The following is an 18838-nucleotide window of genomic DNA, read 5'->3' as shown; positions in this document are numbered from 1 at the left end:
GCTGCTTTTCATTGAGTCATACGTACGCTGGCAAGAGAGGCCACCCTCCATGGGAAAATTCGTTGCCAGGTACCACTACTAATTCGCTTACAAAGTACAACCTGTTAACAATCGGTACTTCTCAGTTAAATCATAGCTTGGGGTTGGCAGAAGCCAGGGAGGAACGTGAAAAATTGTTATCGGAAAAACAAAAAAGGGAAGCCGATCACTCGCTGGCGGCAATTTGCCTTAGGTTTTGCCCGTCAGCTGATTAAAAAAAAGCCGGGAAACCCCGGCCTGTCTGATGTCGCTGCGCTTAGTCGATAAGCAGACGCAGCATGCGACGCAGCGGTTCTGCGGCACCCCACAGCAGCTGATCGCCAACGGTGAAAGCGGAAAGATACTCCGGTCCCATATTAAGTTTGCGCAGGCGGCCAACCGGCGTGGTCAGGCGACCGGTAACCGCAGCGGGCGTCAGCTCGCGCATCGTGATCTCGCGATCGTTTGGCACCACTTTTACCCACTCGTTATGCGCCGCGAGCAGCTGCTCAATCTCTGCCAGCGGCAGATCTTTTTTCAGCTTCAGCGTAAACGCCTGGCTGTGGCAGCGCAGCGCGCCGACGCGCACGCAGAGGCCGTCAACCGGAATGATGTTGCCGGTATTGAGGATCTTGTTGGTCTCCGCCTGCCCTTTCCACTCTTCGCGGCTCTGGCCATTGTCGAGCTGCTTGTCGATCCAGGGAATCAGGCTGCCCGCCAGTGGCACACCAAAGTTATCCGTCGGCAGCGTGCCGGAACGGGTAAAATCAGTCACGCTGCGCTCAATCTCCAGAATAGCGGAAGCGGGATCCTGCAGCGCCGGAGCGACATGGTCATGCAGCATACCCATCTGCGTCAGCAGTTCGCGCATATGACGCGCGCCGCCGCCGGACGCCGCCTGGTAAGTCGCCACCGAGGCCCACTCTACCAGATCGTTTGCAAACAGGCCGCCCAGCGACATCAGCATCAGGCTGACGGTGCAGTTGCCACCGACAAAGGTTTTGATGCCGTTGTTCAGGCCGTCGCGAATCACCTGATTGTTGACCGGATCGAGAATAATGATGGCGTCATCTTTCATGCGCAGCGTAGAAGCTGCATCAATCCAGTAGCCCTGCCAGCCGCTCTCGCGCAGCTTTGGATAGACTTCACTGGTATAGTCGCCGCCCTGGCAGGTAATAATGATGTCGAGCGCTTTCAGCGCGTCAATATCAAACGCATCCTGCAGCGCGCCGGTTGACTTACCGCCAAACGCGGGCGCAGCCTGACCCAGCTGCGACGTAGAGAAGAACACCGGATTGATCACGTCAAAATCGCGTTCTTCGCTCATTCGTGACATCAGCACAGAGCCGACCATGCCACGCCAACCAATAAAACCTACATTCTTCATTTTCTGTCCGTCTCAGGAGCTCGGGCCGAGGCCTGTATAGTGCATGTATCAGACCCGGCGCTAACGATGCGCGAGCCTGCGTAATATTCAGGTTTACCTGCGACCTTCAACTCTACAAAATGCTGCACTTCTGGCAAGTGAATTAATTCGATTACACCTGTTTTTTCAGCAACAGAGCTAATAATAGTGAACACCAACAGAAAGGAGTGGTTTACCGCCCATGACTGAAATGATATCTGCGACCGTGCTGCTGCTGCTGATCATGGATCCTCTCGGCAACCTGCCTATTTTTATGTCGGTGCTGAAACATCTGGAACCCAGACGCCGTCGCGTGGTGCTGATGCGCGAAATGCTGATTGCGCTCGGTCTGATGCTGCTGTTTCTGTTTGCCGGTGAACGCATTCTGATGTTCCTGAACCTGCGCACCGAAACGGTCTCTATTTCCGGCGGCATTATTCTGTTCCTGATCGCGATTCGCATGATTTTTCCCTCCGGCGACACCGGCAGCAGCGGCCTGCCGGCTGGCGAGGAGCCGTTTCTCGTGCCGCTGGCCATCCCGCTGGTCGCCGGCCCCTCACTGCTGGCCACGCTGATGCTGCTGTCGCACCAGTACCCGCATCAGATGAGCCATCTGGTCGGCGCGCTGCTGATCGCCTGGGGAGCTACGGTTATCATTCTGCTGCTGTCGGGGCTGTTTCTGCGCCTGCTGGGCGACAAAGGCGTTAACGCGCTGGAGCGGCTGATGGGACTGATCCTGATTATGCTGGCGACGCAGATGCTTCTGGATGGGATCCGGGCGTATCTGAAGTTATAACCGCATGCTATGGCTGCGGGCGACTGGCATCGCCCGCATCAACCATTCAGGATTTTTTCTTTATGGGTTTGCCAGACCAGTAGCCTGCCAGCAGTGAGCCGGAGAGGTTGTGCCAGACCGAGAAGAGTGCACCCGGCAGGGCAGCAAGCGGTGAGAAATAGAGTTTGCCGAGCGTAGCCGCCAGCCCCGAATTCTGCATCCCCACCTCCAGCGCCAGCGTGCGGCAGGTCGACTCATCAAAGCCAAACAGCTTGCCGCCCCAGTAGCCGCCGAGCAGACCAATGGCGTTATGCAGGATCACCGCCAGAATCACCATCAGGCCCACCGATCCGATAAAGCTCTGGCTACCCGCCACCACCGCGCTGATAATCAGCAAAATGCAGAGCATGGAAAACGCCGGCAGCCAGGGTTCAACGCGGCGCACCACGCTGTTCATGGTGTGATGAATAATCAGCCCGAGTGAAATCGGGATCACCACAATTTTCACGATGCTCAGCAGCATCCCCACCACGTCGACCTGAATATGCGTATCAACGTAAAAACGGGTCAGCAGCGGAGTGGCAAACACGCCCACCAGCGCAGAGACGGAAGAGATCGTCACCGAGAGCGCCACATCGCCCTTCGCCAGGTAAATCATTACGTTTGACGCGGTTCCGCTGGCGACGCTGCCGACCAGAATCATGCCGGCAGCCAGATCGGGCGGCATCTGAAACAGCTTTGCCAGCGCCCATGCGGCCAGCGGCATCACCAGATAGTGCAGAAAGGTGCCGGCAATCACCGGAGCCGGACGCACCAGCACGCGTTTAAAATCGTCAATATTTAGCGTAACGCCCATGCCAAACATGATCAGCATCAGCAGATAAGAGACCCACGGACCGATACCGGTAAAGGTGGATGGCGAGTAGTAGGCGGCGACTGAGAGCAGTACAGCCCAGAGTGGAAACAGGCGGGTGATACTGGCGAGCATGAAACACTTCCTTTTTCAGAGACCTTTGTCCGCTACAAAAACGAGCCGGAGAGGTTTTAGATAATGTGCCACAGGTGAAAGATCGCACGGGGAACGACCGCTGCAATCGGAAGGGATCATAACATTTCGTTATCGCCGACGACGGTGCCGGCGGCAATTGCCTATCAGCTGCTGCGTATTGCGCCCTGAAGCGGGAAATAACACTGCGCTTTGCGGCAAACGCCAGCAGATATGGCGGGATTAGCCGGAAAAAAAGCCGGACAGCGTCCGGCTAATCAGCATCATAAGGGGGGGTATCAGGCACCAAACAGATTGTGATGCAGCGCGCGCACCACCGCTTCCGCATCTGGCGTCGGCACCAGGAAACAGAGGTTGTAGCTGCTGGCACCGTAGCAAATCATGCGCAGATTAAACGGCTCCAGCGCACCAAAGACCTCTTTGCCCACGCCGCAGGCTTTCGACAGGTTGTTACCGATAATAGCGACCAGCGCCAGATTCTCTTCAACTTCCACGCGGCACAGCGAAGAGAGCTCGGTAAGCAGCGCCTGCGTCAGCAGGCTATCCACGCTGCTGGTGGAGCCGGTGTTATCCAGCGTCAGCGCCACGCTGACTTCAGAGGTGGTGACCAGATCCACAGAAACATTATGGCGCGCCAGAATCGCAAACACCTCAGCCAGAAAACCGTGCGCGTGCAGCATGTTCAGGCTGTGCAGCGTCAGCAGCGTCTGCTTGCGACGCAGTGCCAGCGCGCGGAAAAGCGGCGGATTACGCGTTTCATTGCAGACGCGCGTGCCGCCGGCGGCCGGATCTTTACTGGAGCCAACAAACACCGGGATATCGCTGCGTACCGCCGGCAGCAACGTGGCGGGATGGAGCACTTTCGCGCCAAAAATTGCCATTTCTGCCGCCTCTTCGAAGGTGATCTCTTCGATACGGCGCGCAGCCGGCACCACGCGCGGATCGGTAGTATAGATACCTGCCACGTCGGTCCAGATATCGATGCGCTCAGCCTGCAGCGCCTCGCCCAGCAGCGCAGCAGTATAATCGCTGCCGCCGCGGCCCAGCGTGGTGGTGCGCCCTTTGCTCTCGCTGCCGATAAAGCCCTGGGTAACCACCAGCGCCTCCGCAATGCGCGGCTGCAGCTGCGCCGCTGCCAGCGTCTGCAGCTCAGCCACCTGCGGCTCGGCCCGGCCAAAACGATCGCTGGTGCGCATCACTTTGCGAACGTCAAACCACTCTGCATTGACACCGCGCTCGCGCAGGATCTCGACAAACAGCAGCGTTGACATCAGTTCGCCGTGGCTGACCAGCTCATCGGTAAGAGCCAGAGAATTGGCCAGCGCCGTGGTATCTGACAGCATGGTGATGTTTTCCAGCACGCGGTCAATTTCTTCACGGATCACATCCGGCGCAGCAAGGCGATCGATAATGGCGTACTGGATACGGCGAATTTCATCCAGCATCTGGGTACGCTCTGCCTGATCCTGGCCCTCGGCCAGCGCGACCAGCAGATTCGTCACGCCAGCAGACGCAGAGAGAACGACCAGACGGGTGTGGGCATCGGACAGCACAACGTCTGCGCTGCGGTTCATGGCATCGAAATCGGCAACGCTGGTGCCACCAAATTTTGCCACAATCAACGGTTGAGACATGTAACAAACCTCGTGTCAGGTTATCTTCCGCCGGGAATTCGGTTCAGAAGACAGGGATAACAGCCTTGGCACAAGAGAAGAGCGGAATTGGACAGACAAGATCAGGAGATGAGTCACCAAAAGCACTTCACCTTGCGAAACGTCCGACTGCGGACGCTTCTGGTGACAACCCAGAGGATTCAGCCCCTGCAGCCGACAGCACAACACTCCGCGTGTTATGCCATCTCGGCGTCGCACCCCCTGATGTGTTTTCGCCGGATACGGATCCTCAAACACACTGCCTGGGCGACGCGCCTCTTCTGGCTTGCACCCGGAGGTGCAAGTCGCGGGCATAAATTATCGACAAATTGTGCTGCTGTCCAGCCTTGTGGCACCCGGAGAAATGATTTTTTAACGCGCGAAGCCCCGCTGTAAATGCGCGCCGCGCCCGATGCGGGATCCCTGATACAAAAGCGCCCGCTTACGCGGCTTTTTACTGACGCGCCGCAGAATTTATCTTTTCCGCATGCGGCATACTGGCGCCTGGATTTCACTGAAACCGTGCGGCCAGGGTCACAAAATTTTTCCTTTCGCCTGCAACTATGGTCATACTGAAATGCGTTTGCGCGATGCCTGTTCGACTGTACCCGACGCGGTTATGCCCCTGATAAACAGGCGCACACCGGGGTATCAGCAGCGCGCCGTAAGAGAAACTAAGCATGCCGGGCCAGCGGAACGCGCCCGGATGAAATGACGGTTCTTATATCAACAAGAGTGTTGCCATGAAAAATATCAATCCGACACAAACCGCAGCGTGGCAAGCGCTGCAGCAGCATTTTGAACAGATGAAATCAGTGCAGATCGCCGATCTTTTTCAGCAGGATGCCGATCGTTTTGCGAAATTCTCCGCTACGTTCGATGACCAGATGCTGGTGGATTTCTCAAAAAACCGTATCACTGAGGAAACCCTCACAAAATTACAGGCGCTGGCTAAAGAGACTGACCTGGCGGGCGCCATTAAATCGATGTTCTCCGGCAAGAAGATCAACCGTACGGAAGAGCGCGCCGTGCTGCACGTGGCGCTGCGCAACCGCAGCAATACGCCGATTCTGGTTGATGGCAAAGATGTGATGCCGGAAGTCAACGCCGTGCTGGACAAGATGAAAGGCTTCTCTGAGCGTATCATCAGCGGCGAATGGAAGGGATACACCGGTAAGCCCATTACCGATGTGGTCAACATCGGCATTGGCGGCTCCGATCTCGGTCCGTTTATGGTGACTGAGGCGCTGCGCCCTTATAAAAACCATCTGAATATGCACTTTGTCTCCAACGTTGACGGCACGCATATTGCTGAGACGCTGAAAGATCTGAACCCGGAAACCACGCTGTTCCTGGTGGCCTCAAAAACCTTCACCACGCAGGAAACCATGACCAATGCGCACAGCGCACGCGACTGGTTCCTGAAAACGGCGGGCGATCAGCAGCACGTGGCAAAACATTTTGCCGCGCTCTCTACCAACGGCAAAGCGGTCAGCGAGTTTGGTATTGATACCAGCAACATGTTTGAGTTCTGGGACTGGGTTGGCGGGCGCTACTCGCTCTGGTCGGCCATCGGCCTCTCTATTATTCTCTCCATCGGATTTGACAACTTCACGCAGCTGCTCAGCGGCGCACACGCGATGGATCAGCATTTTGCCACCGCTCCGGCGGAGCAGAACCTGCCGGTGCTGCTGGCGCTGATCGGTATCTGGTACAACAACTTTTTTGGTGCCGAAACCGAAGCGATCCTGCCTTACGACCAGTATATGCATCGCTTTGCTGCCTATTTCCAGCAGGGCAACATGGAATCGAACGGCAAGTATGTCGATCGTGAAGGCAATCCGGTCGACTATCAGACCGGCCCGATTATCTGGGGCGAGCCTGGCACTAATGGTCAGCATGCGTTTTATCAGCTGATCCATCAGGGAACCAAGCTGGTGCCGTGCGACTTTATTGCACCGGCCATTACCCATAACGCGCTGGCCGATCACCACCAGAAGCTGCTGTCGAACTTTTTTGCTCAGACCGAGGCGCTGGCGTTTGGTAAGTCACGCGATACGGTAGAGAAAGAGTTTACGGATGCCGGCAAATCGGCGGAGTCCGTGGCGCACGTTGTGCCGTTTAAAGTGTTTGAAGGTAACCGTCCGACTAACTCCATTCTGCTGCGCGAAATTACCCCTTACAGCCTGGGTGCGCTGATTGCGCTGTATGAACATAAGATTTTCACGCAGGGTGCCATTCTGAATATTTACACGTTCGATCAGTGGGGCGTGGAACTGGGCAAACAGCTGGCAAATCGTATTTTGCCTGAGCTGGAAAATGACGCAGATATTGCCAGTCACGACAGCTCGACCAATGGATTGATCAATCGCTACAAATCCTGGCGTTAATTTGCATCAGGATCATCAGGGCGGCCGCTGGCCGCCTTTTTTTATTCCGCTTATTTGCCGGTTTTAATACGGCCATTCATTGCTGATGAAATATCCCTTCGGCTGGCTACAGAAAATCTGATGTTGCGCTAAGCCTCTGCAAAAATCACAGATTTTACCGGATCTGATTGCGTGCAACAGGCGCTCAGCCCCCCTGAATCCACGCGGATTTAAATTTACAACCCATCAGGAAAATCCGATAATTCCTATTCCGTGCCAAATTTTACTAAAAAAGTGTAAAATCCTGCCGTATATAATGTCGTCATATTTACGCTTCAGGCAGTAGCAAACGGGCCACGGAAAAAAGCTATTCACGCCGGTTTTTTCTGACTGCAATACCACAGCAGCCGGATACGGGCGCGCTTTTTAGCCTGCTACAGGCTGATATTTTATTGCTCTGACGTAAATGCGCCTGAAACCAGGATAGCTCCTTCATTCATTTTTTTTCTAAATGCAGGAAACGCTGTTATGAAAAAACTCGTGGCTGCCGGTGCAGCCTTGTTATATCTCGCGGTCGCTTCTGCCGCCCACGCCGTACCGGAAGAGACCGGCGCAGCAGCCGGCGCACAGGCGGGCGCGATCTCCTCTGGCGCATCGACCGCGGTGGGGATTGGCGCGCTCGGCGCGCTGGTAGGTCTCGGCCTTGCCGCTGCTGGCGGCGGCGGCGGCGGTGATGGCGCAAATACCGGTACAACAACAACCACAACGGGCACGACCCGCTGATAATACGCTTTGACTCCTGACCACACCGCCGTGTGGTTATTTTTTGCTTTTGTTTTTTAGACAGGGATACACACAGTGCGCCAACTCTCTTTGCTGCTGCTTTGTCTGTTGCTGCAGGCCTGCACACAGACGCAAAAAGGTCTTGAGCAGACCGTCATGCTTGCCGTCAATGGTCCCGACGACGTCACGGTCAGTGCCGAACAGATTCAGAAACTCCCTTACGCCAGTATGTACGCCCGCATCGACAATGGCGCACGTATCTTTGTGGTACTCGGCTACCTTGAAGCGGGTCAGCAAAAGTGGGTGACTCAGGACAAAGCCATGCTGGTGATGCAGCATGGCCGCCTGGTGAAAACGCTGGGACTGCGCGACAACCTGCAGGCGGTCAGCAACCTCGCCGGGGATCCGCTGGCTGATGCGCTGCATCTGCAGAACGGTGCCAGCTGGACACGCGTCGTGCAGTGGCGTGAACAGGATCGGGTACGCGCCGCAACGGCGGTCTCGCAGTTTGAGCGCGGCACCGATGAAGTGCTGACGCTGGCGGGAGAAGCGATACCGTGCCGCGTCTGGCAGGAAAATGTGTCGATGGCGAGCCTGAACCGCACCTGGCAGAACACGTTCTGGATCGACAACCGCGACGGCACGGTGCTGCAGGCGCAGCAGATGCTTGCCGCTGACCAGTTTCCTGTTGTAACCACCCTTCTGAAGCCGGCTAAATCATGAAAAAAATAATAACTCTGCTGGCTGCACTGGCTCTGCCTGCGGCAGGCAACGCGCTGGCCGCAGGCCAGATTACCGTGCACGCTGCGACAGGCGATAGCAGCATGCAGATTGATGACGTTCAGCGTCTGAGCCAGCTGCTGACGCATCCCGGCCTCAATACCTGGTGGCCCGGCACCGTCATAGCAGAGCGCGGTGCTACCGCTGCCGTACAGCAACAGCGCCACCAGCTGCTGACCGATCTGCGCGCCTGGCAGGGCAGCAGCGATGCCGCACTCGGCGCAACCATCGGTGCAGTGATCCGGCAGCTCAACGCGCTGCCGGTTACCGGCCGGCAGTTTACCTCGCTGGATATCGACTGGCTGCGGCTGCATCCGGAAGCGGATCGTGCGCTGCAGGGCAGTTATGACCTCTATACCCTGCCGGAACCGCACCAGGTACTGATTATGGGCGCCCTCGCCCGGCCTGGCGCAGAGAGCTGGCAGCCCGGACGCAGCGTACGCGACTATCTCGCCGCACACGAACGCCTGACCGGCGGCGATCGCAGCGTGGCCACCGTTATTGCGCCATCTGGCGAGGTCCGTCAGGTTCCGGTCGCCTACTGGAATCAGCGTCATGCTGAAGTTGAACCCGGCAGCATTATCTGGCTCGGCTTTACCTCATGGAGCCTGCCGTGGGGCCAGGCAGATTTAAATACGCGTCTGATTTCTGTTCTGACTCACCGGATCCCGCAATAATGAAAAAACAACTACTGCTCAGCCTGCTGGCTGCATCTGTCTCTGCCGCCTGCCAGGTGCAGGCTGAAACCTGGCCGCAGCCGGTGGGTCCTTCACAATCCGATTTTGGCGGCGTCGGCCTGCTGCAGACGCCTACCGCCCGCATGGCGAAAGAGGGTGAATTCAGCCTTAACGCGCGGGATAACGATCAGTATCGCTACTACTCCGCCTCGCTTCAGCTTCTGTCGTGGCTGGAAACCACCGTACGCTATACCGATGTGCGGACCCGTCGCTACAGCGGCGTGGAAGATTTCAGCGGCAACCAGAGTTATAAAGATAAAGCGTTCGATCTGAAACTGCGCCTCTGGCAGGAGAGCTACTGGCTGCCGGAGGTGGCGGTGGGTTCACGCGACCTCGGCGGCACCGGGCTGTTTGACAGCGAATATCTGGTGGCGTCTAAAGCCTGGGGGCCATTCGATTTTACGCTGGGCCTTGGCTGGGGCTATCTCGGCAACAGCGGCACCGTGAAAAACCCGTTTTGCTCTTACAGCGACAGCTATTGCAGCCGCACCGGTGGCGGCACGGCTGGTTCAGTCAATGGCTCACAGCTGTTTCATGGCCCTGCTGCCCTTTTTGGCGGCGTGGAGTATCAGACGCCGTGGCAGCCGCTGCGCCTTAAGCTGGAGTATGAGGGCAACGACTATCAGGATGACTTTGCCGGACGGCTGGAGCAGCGCAGCAAAGTCAACGCCGGTGCGATTTATCGCCTTACTGACTGGGCAGATATCAATGCCAGCTATGAGCGCGGCAACACCTTTATGTTTGGCGTCACCATTCGCACCAACTTCAACGATCTGCGCCAGACGCATATCGATACGCCGAAGCCTGCTTACGACCCGCATCCGCAGGGCGATCTGCTGGATTCTGCCGTGGTCGCCAGCCAGCTTAGCGCACTGAAGTATGACGCCGGATTCAATGGCCCGCGCATTCAGACCAAAGGCGCTACCCTTTACGTCAGCGGTGAGCAGATCAAATATCGCGATACGCGCGAAGGCGTTGATCGCGCCAATCGTATTATGATGAATCACCTGCCGGCCGGCATTGACACGATTGCCGTCACGGAGTCGCGCTTTAATATGCCGCAGGTGACGACGCGCACGCAGGTTGCCAGCCTGCATAATACGCTCAGCGGCTATCCGCTGGGGCATGAGCAGCCGCTGCAGCAGTCGCGCGTTAATCCGGTCGATCCGGGCGCAACCGAGCAGGGCCTGTTTATGCGTAAAGATCGCCTGAATTACAGCCTGTCACCGGTGCTCAACCAGTCAGTTGGCGGGCCGGAAAGCTTCTATATGTATCAGGTTGGCGCGATGGCAAACGCGGATTACTGGCTGACCGATCACCTGCTGGTGGGCGGCAGCCTGTTTGGCAATATCGTGAACAACTATGACCGCTTCAATTATAACGGCGCGCCCTCTGACTCCACGCTGCCGCGCGTGCGTACCCATATCCGCGACTATGTGAAAAACAATGTCTACGTAAACGATCTGCAGGCCAACTATATGCATTACCTCGGTAATAACCTGTATGGTCAGGTTTATGGCGGCTATCTGGAGACCATGTATGGCGGCGCCGGTGCTGAAGTGCTCTACCGCCCGGTAGACAGCAACTGGGCGGTGGGCGTTGATGCCAACTATGTCAAACAACGCGACTGGGACAACATGATGCAGTTCCGCGACTACAAAGCGCCAACCGGTCATCTGACCGCCTACTGGCGCCCGTGGTTTATGCAGGATGTGCTGGTGAAAGCGAGCGTGGGGCAATACCTGGCGAAGGATAAAGGCGCCACGCTGGATATCTCCAAACGCTACGACAGCGGTGTCACCGTGGGCTTCTACGCCACCAAAACCAACGTTTCATCTGAAGCGTATGGCGAAGGCGACTTTACCAAAGGCTTCTATATTTCGGTTCCGATGGATCTGTTTACCGTCACGCCAACGCGCGGCCGTGCACAGGTGAACTGGGTGCCGCTGACGCGTGATGGTGGCCAGATGCTGAGTCGTAAATATCAGCTTTACGATCTGACCGCCGATCGCGACGCGCGGTTTAATTAAGATCGGGCGCGGGGTAACACCCGCGCACTCTATCTGTGCTGATGCTCTCCACCCCTCTTTCCCCTGGCATCAGTCAGACTCCGCACGCTTTCTTTCCTCATTGCTCACAGATCCGACCAGCACAACTGCATTTGCCTCCATAATGGTTAAAACGAAAATGGTTTCCACGTACAACGCTGAAATGGAGCAACTATGGCTACCCCGGTACCGGCTAAACGCGGAAAAAAACCTCGCGTTACCTCCCCTGCGGCTACGCCGCCGGCTGGCGGTCAGGTTCAGTCGCTGACGCGCGGCCTGCGTCTGCTGGAGCTAATTGCCGACGCGCACGGCAGCGTGGCGCTGACCGAGCTGGCGCAGCAGGCGGGCCTGCCAAATTCAACCACGCATCGTCTGCTCTCCACGATGCAGCAGCAGGGCTTTGTGCATCAGGTGGGCGATCTGGGCTACTGGACGATTGGCGCCCACGCCTTTGTGGTGGGCAGCAGTTTTCTGCAGAGCCGCAATCTGCTGGCCATTGTGCATCCGGTGTTACGGCGACTGATGGAGGAAGCTGGCGAGACGGTGAATCTGGCGGTGCTGGACCTGAGTGATTATCAGGCGGTGATTGTTGATCAGGTGCAGTGCACGCAGCTGATGCGTATGTCAGCCCCGATTGGCGGCAAGCTGCCGATGCACGCTTCCGGCGCCGGGAAAGCTTTTCTGGCCCATCTGAATGACGATCAGGTAACTGCACTGCTGCATCAGAAAGGCCTGCACGGCTATACGCCTAAAACGCTGATGTCGCCGCATACGCTGAAAGAGAATCTGGCGCTGATCCGCAAAATGGGCTTCTCGCATGATGATGAGGAGCATGCGCTGGGGCTGCGCTGCGTAGCGGCACCTATTTATGACGAGCACGGCGACGCGTTTGCCGCGATCTCTATTTCAGGCCCGCTGGCCCGTATGACGGACGATCGTATTACCGAGCTGGGTGCGCTGGTGATCCGCGCCGCCCGAACGGTCACGCAGGCGTACGCCGGGCGTTAAACTGCTACCGTGGCGTAGCGCACGCTGAAGCGCCGGGCGTTACGCCACGCCATCGCCTCTTCAACATGGCCATTGCGGATCTGCGCCTGCAGCGATCGCCACCAGCCGGGGTCAAACAGCTGCGGATGCAGCGTCTGCAGCAGCCTGCCGGTCGCGGGTTCGCTGCAGAGCGCGTAACGGAACGTCTCCGGAAATATGTCATCGGGCCCGACGCTGTACCAGGGCTCTGCCTGCAGCTCCTGCTCTTCATAACGCGCGGGCGGAACGTCACGGAATATCAGCTCAGTCATCAGGCGGATTTCATCGTAGTCATAAAACACCACGCGCCCGTGGCGCGTCATACCGAAATTTTTAAACAGCATATCGCCGGGAAAAATGTTAGCCGCCGCCAGCTGACAGATGGCATTGCCATACTCCTCCAGCGCATGCCGACGCTGCGCCTCGCTGGCGTGCTGCAGCCAGAGGTTAAGCGGCTCCATGCGACGCTCCAGCCAGAGATGACGAATGATAACGTTCTCATCGCGCAGCGTGATCTTTTCCGGTATATCGCGCATGAACTCCGCCATCAGCGCGTCCGGGATCCGCGCGCGCGGCAGGGCAAAATAGCGAAACTCCTGCGTATCCGCCATGCGTCCGACGCGATCGTGCTCTTTGACCAGCCGGTAGCAGTCGTGCACCTGCGCTTCCGTTACCTCCTTTTGCGGCGCGAAACGGTCTTTAATGACCTTGAATACCCGATCGTAGCCCGGCAGAGTAAACACCAGCATCACCATGCCGCGCACGCCAGGCGCAGGCGCAAATGCGTCATCATGGCGTGCCAGATAGTGCAGATATTCGCGGTAGCTCTCGGTTTTACCGTGTTTCTGGCAGCCAATGGCGATATAGCGCTCGGCGAGGGTTTTGCCTGGCAGCAGCGGCTGCAGCCACGCCACCAGCGCCGCAGGCACCGGGGCGTAAACCATGAAGCTGGCGCGGGCGAAGCCAAATACGATGCTCGCCTCATCGCGATCCGTCAGGCAGGTATCGATCCACAGCTGTCCATCGCTGTCGCGCTGGATCGGCAGCAGACAGGGCAGGATCTCACCGCTGCGGAACTGCAGCCGCGCGACAATCCACGCGGTTTTGTTACGATAGAAAAGTTCGCTGGCGACCTCCAGCACGGCACCGGCCAGCTGCGCCGCGCTGAACTGCTCCTTCAGATGCCGCTCAATCCAGCGGATATCGCGTGCCCGATCCTGCCACGTCAGCCGCAGAGGAAGATCGGACAGCAGCTGCCGCAGCGCACTCTGCCAGTCCGGCCGGGGAGCATAGCGACGCGACAGTGGACGCTGCGCTTCCGGTTGTTGCAAACCCGGCTGCGAGGAGTGAATAAACAGCCGCTCCGGAAACAGATGGCTGTGCCCCTGCAGCCGGCAGTAAACGGAGTTAAAAAAGCTCTCTGCAATTTCATGGCGCGGATAGCCCGGCAGCAGCGTCTCATAGTGCGCCTTTACCCGCAGCCAGAAGGCGGTATCCCACTCCGCCTGCCCGTTCAGCACGCGCAACTGACTGACTACCAGGGTGACATGATGATCATACAGATGTATGCGCTCCTTCATGGCGCGCTGCGCCGCCGGCCAGTCAGCCTGCTCAAACCGCTGCTGCGCACCGGCGGTGATATCGAGAAAACGACCGTACTGCGCGTCAAAGCCCTGCAGAATGGTATGGGCAATAAGGGATTCTCCGGGTGACATCAGTTATCTCCGGTACGCGGTGGCCACGAGCCGCTGCACAGCAGCGGCGCCTCTCTTGCCGATCCGATCAGAACTGCGCGGTTTCCGTTGAGCCGGTCAGGGCCGTCACAGAAGATGCGCCGCCCTGAATCACCGTGGTGATGCGATCAAAGTAACCGGTGCCCACTTCCTGCTGATGCGATGAAAAGGTGTAGCCTTTGTCGCGCGCCGCAAATTCCGGCTGCTGCACTTTTTCAACGTAGTGGCGCATCCCCTCGCCCTGCGCGTACGCGTGCGCCAGGTCAAACATGCTGAACCACATGCTGTGGATCCCGGCCAGCGTAATAAACTGAAAGCGATAGCCCATGTCGCTCAGCGCCTGCTGAAAGCGTGCGATGGTGCGATCGTCGAGGTTTTTCTTCCAGTTAAATGAGGGTGAGCAGTTATAAGCCAGCAGTTTGCCGGGATAGCGCGCGTGTATCGCGTCAGCAAAGCGCTGCGCCAGCGCCAGATCGGGCGTGGAGGTTTCACACCATAAAACATCGGCATAGGGCGCATAGGCAAGACCGCGGCTGATCGCCTGCTCGATCCCGGCACGGGTGCGATAAAATCCCTCCGGCGTACGTTCACCGGTGATAAACGCGCTGTCGTTCGGATCGCAGTCAGAAGTAATTAAGTCGGCGGCGTCCGCATCGGTGCGCGCAATCAGCACGGTTGGCACATTCATGACATCAGCCGCAAGGCGTGCAGCTACCAGTTTCTGAATCGCGTCCTGCGTTGGCACCAGCACCTTACCGCCCATATGACCGCATTTTTTTACCGCCGCCAGCTGATCTTCAAAATGCACGGCGCCAGCCCCGGCCACAATCATCGATTTCATCAGCTCAAAAGCGTTCAGTACGCCGCCAAAGCCCGCCTCCGCATCGGCCACTATCGGCAGAAAATAGTCGACATACGCGTCATCTTCCGGCGACAGGCCGCTGGCCCACTGGATCTGATCGGCGCGCTGAAAGCTCTGATTAATCCGCTGCACCACCTCCGGTACAGAGTTAACCGGATAGAGCGACTGATCGGGGTACATCTGCCCGGCGAGGTTCGCATCCGCCGCCACCTGCCAGCCAGAGAGATAAATAGCTTCGATACCGGCTTTCGCCTGCTGCAGCGCCTGACCGCCGGTTAATGCGCCGAGACTGTTGATATAACCTTTTGCCGCACCGCCGTTAAGCAGCGACCAGAGCCTGACGGCGCCCCGCTCTGCCAGCGTGCAGGCCGGCGTCACCGAGCCGCGCAGGCTGATGACCTCTTCTGCCCGATAGGGACGCGTGATACCGTTCCAGCGCGCATCCTGCCAGCTCATTTCCAGCTGTGTGATCTGTTGTGTCCGATTCATAGCACTCTCTCCGGGGTCAGGGCAGCAGGCGGTAGCCTGGCAGCGTCAGAAATGGAACCAGCTCGTTATCCGTGGTGATTTGCGCCATCAGCGCGGCTGCATCTTCAAAGCGTCCCTGCTGAAAACGTACGTCGCCGTAGCGCTGACGCAGCGCGGCCAGCTCTTCGTCAAGAAACTGCTCAAACAGGGCAGCAGTGACCAGCTGGCCATCACTCAGGATCTGTTTGTGACGGATCCACTGCCAGATAGAGGCGCGGGCGATTTCAGCCGTTGCCGCATCTTCCATCAGTCCCTCAATCGGCACGCAGCCGTTACCGCTAATCCACGCTTCCAGATACTGCAGCGCAACGCGGATGTTTGCGCGCATGCCCGCTTCGGTACGTAAACCGCGGCAGGGACGCAGCAGCCGCTCAGCCGTTACCGGCGAATCGGTATTACGCGTCACGTGCAGCTGATTGGCGCGATCGCCCAGCTGGCGATCAAACACCTTCATGGCAATATCTGCCAGACCAGGATGCGCAACCCATGTCCCGTCATGGCCGTTACCCGCTTCGCGCGCTTTATCTTCCTCAACTTTCTCTTTTACCCACGCATTGCGCGTCTCTTCCTGCGCCGGGATGAGTGCAGACATGCCGCCCATTGCCAGTACGCCGCGCCGGTGGCAGGTTTTAATCAGCAGCCGGGAGTACGTATCCAGAAATGGCTGATCCATGGTGATCTGCTGTCGATCGGGCAGAATGCGATCGCCGTGCTGCCCCAGCGTTTTGATGTAGCTGAAGATGTAATCCCAGCGGCCGCAGTTAAGCGCTACGGCGTGGTCGCGCAGCTCCCACAGGATTTCATCCATCTGAAACACCGCGGGCAGCGTTTCAATCAGTACCGTGGCTTTGATCGTGCCACGCGGCAGATCAAAACGATCTTCGCTGAAGCGGAAGATCTCACGCCACCACGCTACCTCACTGGCGTGCTCGGTTTTAGGCAGATAAAACCACGGTGCATGCCCTTTTTCCTGCAGCGCCCGCACGTTATGGAATACAAAGAGAGCAAAATCAAACAGGCCAGCCGGAATCGCTTTGTCGCGCCACTCCACATGCTTTTCAGCCAGATGTAATCCGCGCACCCGGCACATCAGCAGTGCAGGATCGGAGCGCAGCTGGTAGATCCGGCCATCATCGCGGGTAAAACGCAGCGTACCGGCGACCGCTTCACGCAGCACCTGCTGCCCTTCAATCAGCTTGCTCCAGCACGGAGCCAGCGAATCCTCGAAATCCGCCATAAAAACCTTAACGTTGGCGTTCAGCGCGTTAATGGTCATTTTGCGATCGGGTGGCCCGGTAATTTCGACCCGGCGATCGCACAGCAGCTCAGGCAGCGGGCGCACCTGCCATTCATTTTCACGAATGGAAGTGGTTTCCGCATTAAAGTCAGGCAGCGCTCCGCGATCGTAGTCCCGCTGGCGCTGCTGCCGCGCTTTAAGCAGTCGATCGCGTTCCGGGGCAAAGCGCACGACCAGCGCCTGCAGAAAATCAATAGCCGCCGGCGTCAGCAGTTGCTGCTCCGCGTCTGAGAAGGGCTGAGTGAAGGTCAGCGTAGAGTGAATAATCGTGTCTGTCATGCTGGCTCTCTCCTGAAGCGATCCTGGTTTACTGCCGGGATCAGAATACTGGATGTTTTGTAACCGACAGGATCAGAGCATATGCATTTTAATTTTTATTTCAAAAACTATTTCCATTTTATGAAAAGATAATCATTAACTCTCTGTATATACTGTTATTTAAAGTATCAAAATAAAGGCAATGGTTTCTGCTTTGGAAAAGACATAAAAAAACCGCGATGGCCTGAGGGCGATCGCGGTGGAGAGAAGCTAAAAAGAGATCAGTCGAGAGTCGGATTCATGTGGCGCAGGTCAAACGGCGTGATCTGGTAAACATAGTAGTTCAGCCAGTTAGAGAACAGCAGGTTGCCGTGGCTGCGCCAGGTCGCACGTGGCGGCAGGACCGGATTGTTCTGCGGGAAATAGTTAAACGGCACTTCCGGCTGCAGACCCGCATCATTATCCCGGTGAAATTCACCTGCAAGGGTCAGCGCGTCATATTCCGGGTGCCCGGTTACAAAGGCCAGCCGCTTGTCTTTACTCGCCATCAGATAGGCGCCGGTTGCCTCAGATTCAGCAAACAGTTCGAGATCGGTGTAGTCGCGTATAAGCTGGCTGGGAAAATCCGCATAGCGCGAATGCGGCGCCAGAAAATTGTCATCAAAGCCGCGCGTCAGCAAAGCGTGCGGATGCAGGATCTGATGTTCATAGACGCCTGACAGTTTGTTTTGCCGCGTCTGCTTGGGAATACCATACAGAATGTTCAGCGCAGCCTGTACCGCCCAGCAGACAAACAGCGTAGAGGTGACATGCTCGTTTGCCCAGTGCAGCACGCGCTGGATCTGCGGCCAGTAGGCGACGTCATTAAAGTCAACCAGACCCAGCGGCGCACCTGTCACAATCAGGCCATCGAAGTTATCGTGCTGTATCTCTTCGAAATTGCAGTAAAAGTTATTCAGATGTTCGCTGGGGGTATTGCGCGATTCGCGGCTGTCTATCCGCAATAGCTGCACATCAATTTGCAGCGGTGAGTTAGAGAGCAGACGTAAAAACTGATTTTCAGTCTCGATCTTTTTTGGCATCAGGTTAAGGATCAGTACTTTTAACGGGCGGATCTCCTGAACACGGGCGCGCGATGAGGTCATCACAAACACATTTTCATCACGTAAGAAATTCACTGCCGGTAATTCGTCGGGCACCCTGATTGGCATAACCTGCTCACCTCTTGCTGATAACCATATAAACGTTTAGACATCCAGATGCCCGAGATTAGCCTGGCATACGCGGAATGTCGAGACTTCATGCTATTTATGAAAATGTTTCAGCTTAATGTGGCATAACCGACAGCGACAGAGAAGAAAGGAAATTGCGCCGGCACTAAAAGCGAGACGGTAAGATCTTTTTTGAGGAAAAAAAAGTACCCATAGCATGCTGATGCTTCAGCAATAGCCGTGAGCGAACGTAAAAGTTATTTTCTGCAGACGTAAAAAAGCCCTGAACGCGTGTTCAGGGCTCTTTTACTTGATGGATGCCTGGCAGTTCCCTACTCTCGCATGGGGAG

At 57.0% G+C, this 18838-nt stretch carries 14 protein-coding genes and 1 riboswitch; of the genes, 7 read left to right on the top strand and 7 right to left on the bottom strand.

Annotated features, from left to right (window positions below; genetic code table 11):
- Positions 1–295 precede the first annotated feature (295 nt).
- Positions 296–1405 (bottom strand): aspartate-semialdehyde dehydrogenase, encoded by a 1110-nt coding sequence (gene asd / locus DBY66_RS14925; RefSeq protein ID WP_108570113.1) that lies wholly within the window; start codon positions 1403–1405, stop codon positions 296–298.
- Between the two features lie 220 nt (positions 1406–1625).
- Between asd and DBY66_RS14920 the strand changes: the two genes are divergently transcribed.
- The gene (locus DBY66_RS14920; RefSeq protein ID WP_108570112.1) at positions 1626–2219 is read left to right on the top strand and encodes a YhgN family NAAT transporter; all 594 of its coding nucleotides are present in this window, start codon (positions 1626–1628) and stop codon (positions 2217–2219) included.
- A gap of 46 nt (positions 2220–2265) precedes the next feature.
- Here DBY66_RS14920 and panS read toward each other — a convergent pair whose 3' ends face one another.
- Entirely contained in the window at positions 2266–3186 is a 921-nt protein-coding gene (panS, locus tag DBY66_RS14915) for a ketopantoate/pantoate/pantothenate transporter PanS (protein ID WP_108570111.1), read from the bottom strand.
- Between the two features lie 296 nt (positions 3187–3482).
- The gene (gene lysC, locus DBY66_RS14910) at positions 3483–4838 is read right to left on the bottom strand and encodes a lysine-sensitive aspartokinase 3 (RefSeq protein ID WP_094112172.1); all 1356 of its coding nucleotides are present in this window, start codon (positions 4836–4838) and stop codon (positions 3483–3485) included.
- 112 nt (positions 4839–4950) lie between these two features.
- A riboswitch (Lysine riboswitch) is annotated at positions 4951–5145 on the bottom strand.
- 454 nt (positions 5146–5599) lie between these two features.
- On the opposite strand from lysC, the gene pgi reads away from it, so the two are divergent.
- The 6 genes from pgi to iclR all read left to right on the top strand — a co-directional run bounded on the left by pgi (position 5600) and on the right by iclR (position 12581).
- On the top strand, positions 5600–7246 hold the full coding sequence (gene pgi, locus DBY66_RS14905; protein WP_108570110.1) for a glucose-6-phosphate isomerase: 1647 nt from the start codon (positions 5600–5602) through the stop codon (positions 7244–7246).
- Between the two features lie 507 nt (positions 7247–7753).
- Positions 7754–8008, top strand: a complete 255-nt coding sequence (gene yjbE / locus DBY66_RS14900; protein WP_039381876.1) for an exopolysaccharide production protein YjbE — start codon at positions 7754–7756, stop codon at positions 8006–8008.
- A gap of 75 nt (positions 8009–8083) precedes the next feature.
- Positions 8084–8731 (top strand): YjbF family lipoprotein, encoded by a 648-nt coding sequence (locus DBY66_RS14895; protein ID WP_094112274.1) that lies wholly within the window; start codon positions 8084–8086, stop codon positions 8729–8731.
- A complete protein-coding gene (locus DBY66_RS14890; protein WP_039381872.1) occupies positions 8728–9465 on the top strand; it encodes a capsule biosynthesis GfcC family protein in 738 nt (245 codons plus the stop codon). Before DBY66_RS14895 ends, DBY66_RS14890 begins: the two co-directional genes overlap by 4 nt.
- Positions 9465–11555: a YjbH domain-containing protein gene (locus DBY66_RS14885; RefSeq protein ID WP_104085632.1), complete on the top strand. Its 2091-nt coding sequence runs from the start codon at positions 9465–9467 to the stop codon at positions 11553–11555. The genes DBY66_RS14890 and DBY66_RS14885 overlap by 1 nt, the downstream gene beginning before the upstream one ends.
- 192 nt (positions 11556–11747) lie before the next feature.
- Positions 11748–12581: a glyoxylate bypass operon transcriptional repressor IclR gene (iclR, locus tag DBY66_RS14880; protein ID WP_039381868.1), complete on the top strand. Its 834-nt coding sequence runs from the start codon at positions 11748–11750 to the stop codon at positions 12579–12581.
- On the opposite strand, the gene aceK is transcribed toward iclR, so the two are convergent.
- From aceK to metA, 4 genes are all read right to left on the bottom strand, one after another.
- Positions 12578–14314: a bifunctional isocitrate dehydrogenase kinase/phosphatase gene (gene aceK / locus DBY66_RS14875; RefSeq protein ID WP_108570109.1), complete on the bottom strand. Its 1737-nt coding sequence runs from the start codon at positions 14312–14314 to the stop codon at positions 12578–12580. The genes iclR and aceK overlap by 4 nt on opposite strands.
- A 67-nt stretch (positions 14315–14381) precedes the next feature.
- Entirely contained in the window at positions 14382–15683 is a 1302-nt protein-coding gene (aceA, locus tag DBY66_RS14870) for an isocitrate lyase (protein WP_104085634.1), read from the bottom strand.
- A 16-nt stretch (positions 15684–15699) separates the two neighbouring features.
- Positions 15700–17298 (bottom strand): malate synthase A, encoded by a 1599-nt coding sequence (gene aceB, locus DBY66_RS14865; RefSeq protein WP_108570108.1) that lies wholly within the window; start codon positions 17296–17298, stop codon positions 15700–15702.
- A 260-nt stretch (positions 17299–17558) separates the two neighbouring features.
- Positions 17559–18488 carry a homoserine O-succinyltransferase gene (metA, locus tag DBY66_RS14860; protein WP_108570107.1) on the bottom strand — a complete coding sequence of 310 codons (930 nt, stop codon included), beginning with the start codon at positions 18486–18488 and terminating at the stop codon, positions 17559–17561.
- Positions 18489–18838: the final 350 nt, after the last annotated feature.

Origin of the sequence: Pantoea sp. RIT413 (assembly GCF_003057675.2) — a bacterium.
Classification (GTDB): Bacteria; Pseudomonadota; Gammaproteobacteria; order Enterobacterales; family Enterobacteriaceae; genus Pantoea; species Pantoea eucrina.
This window is presented reverse-complemented; position numbering and strand designations above follow the sequence as displayed.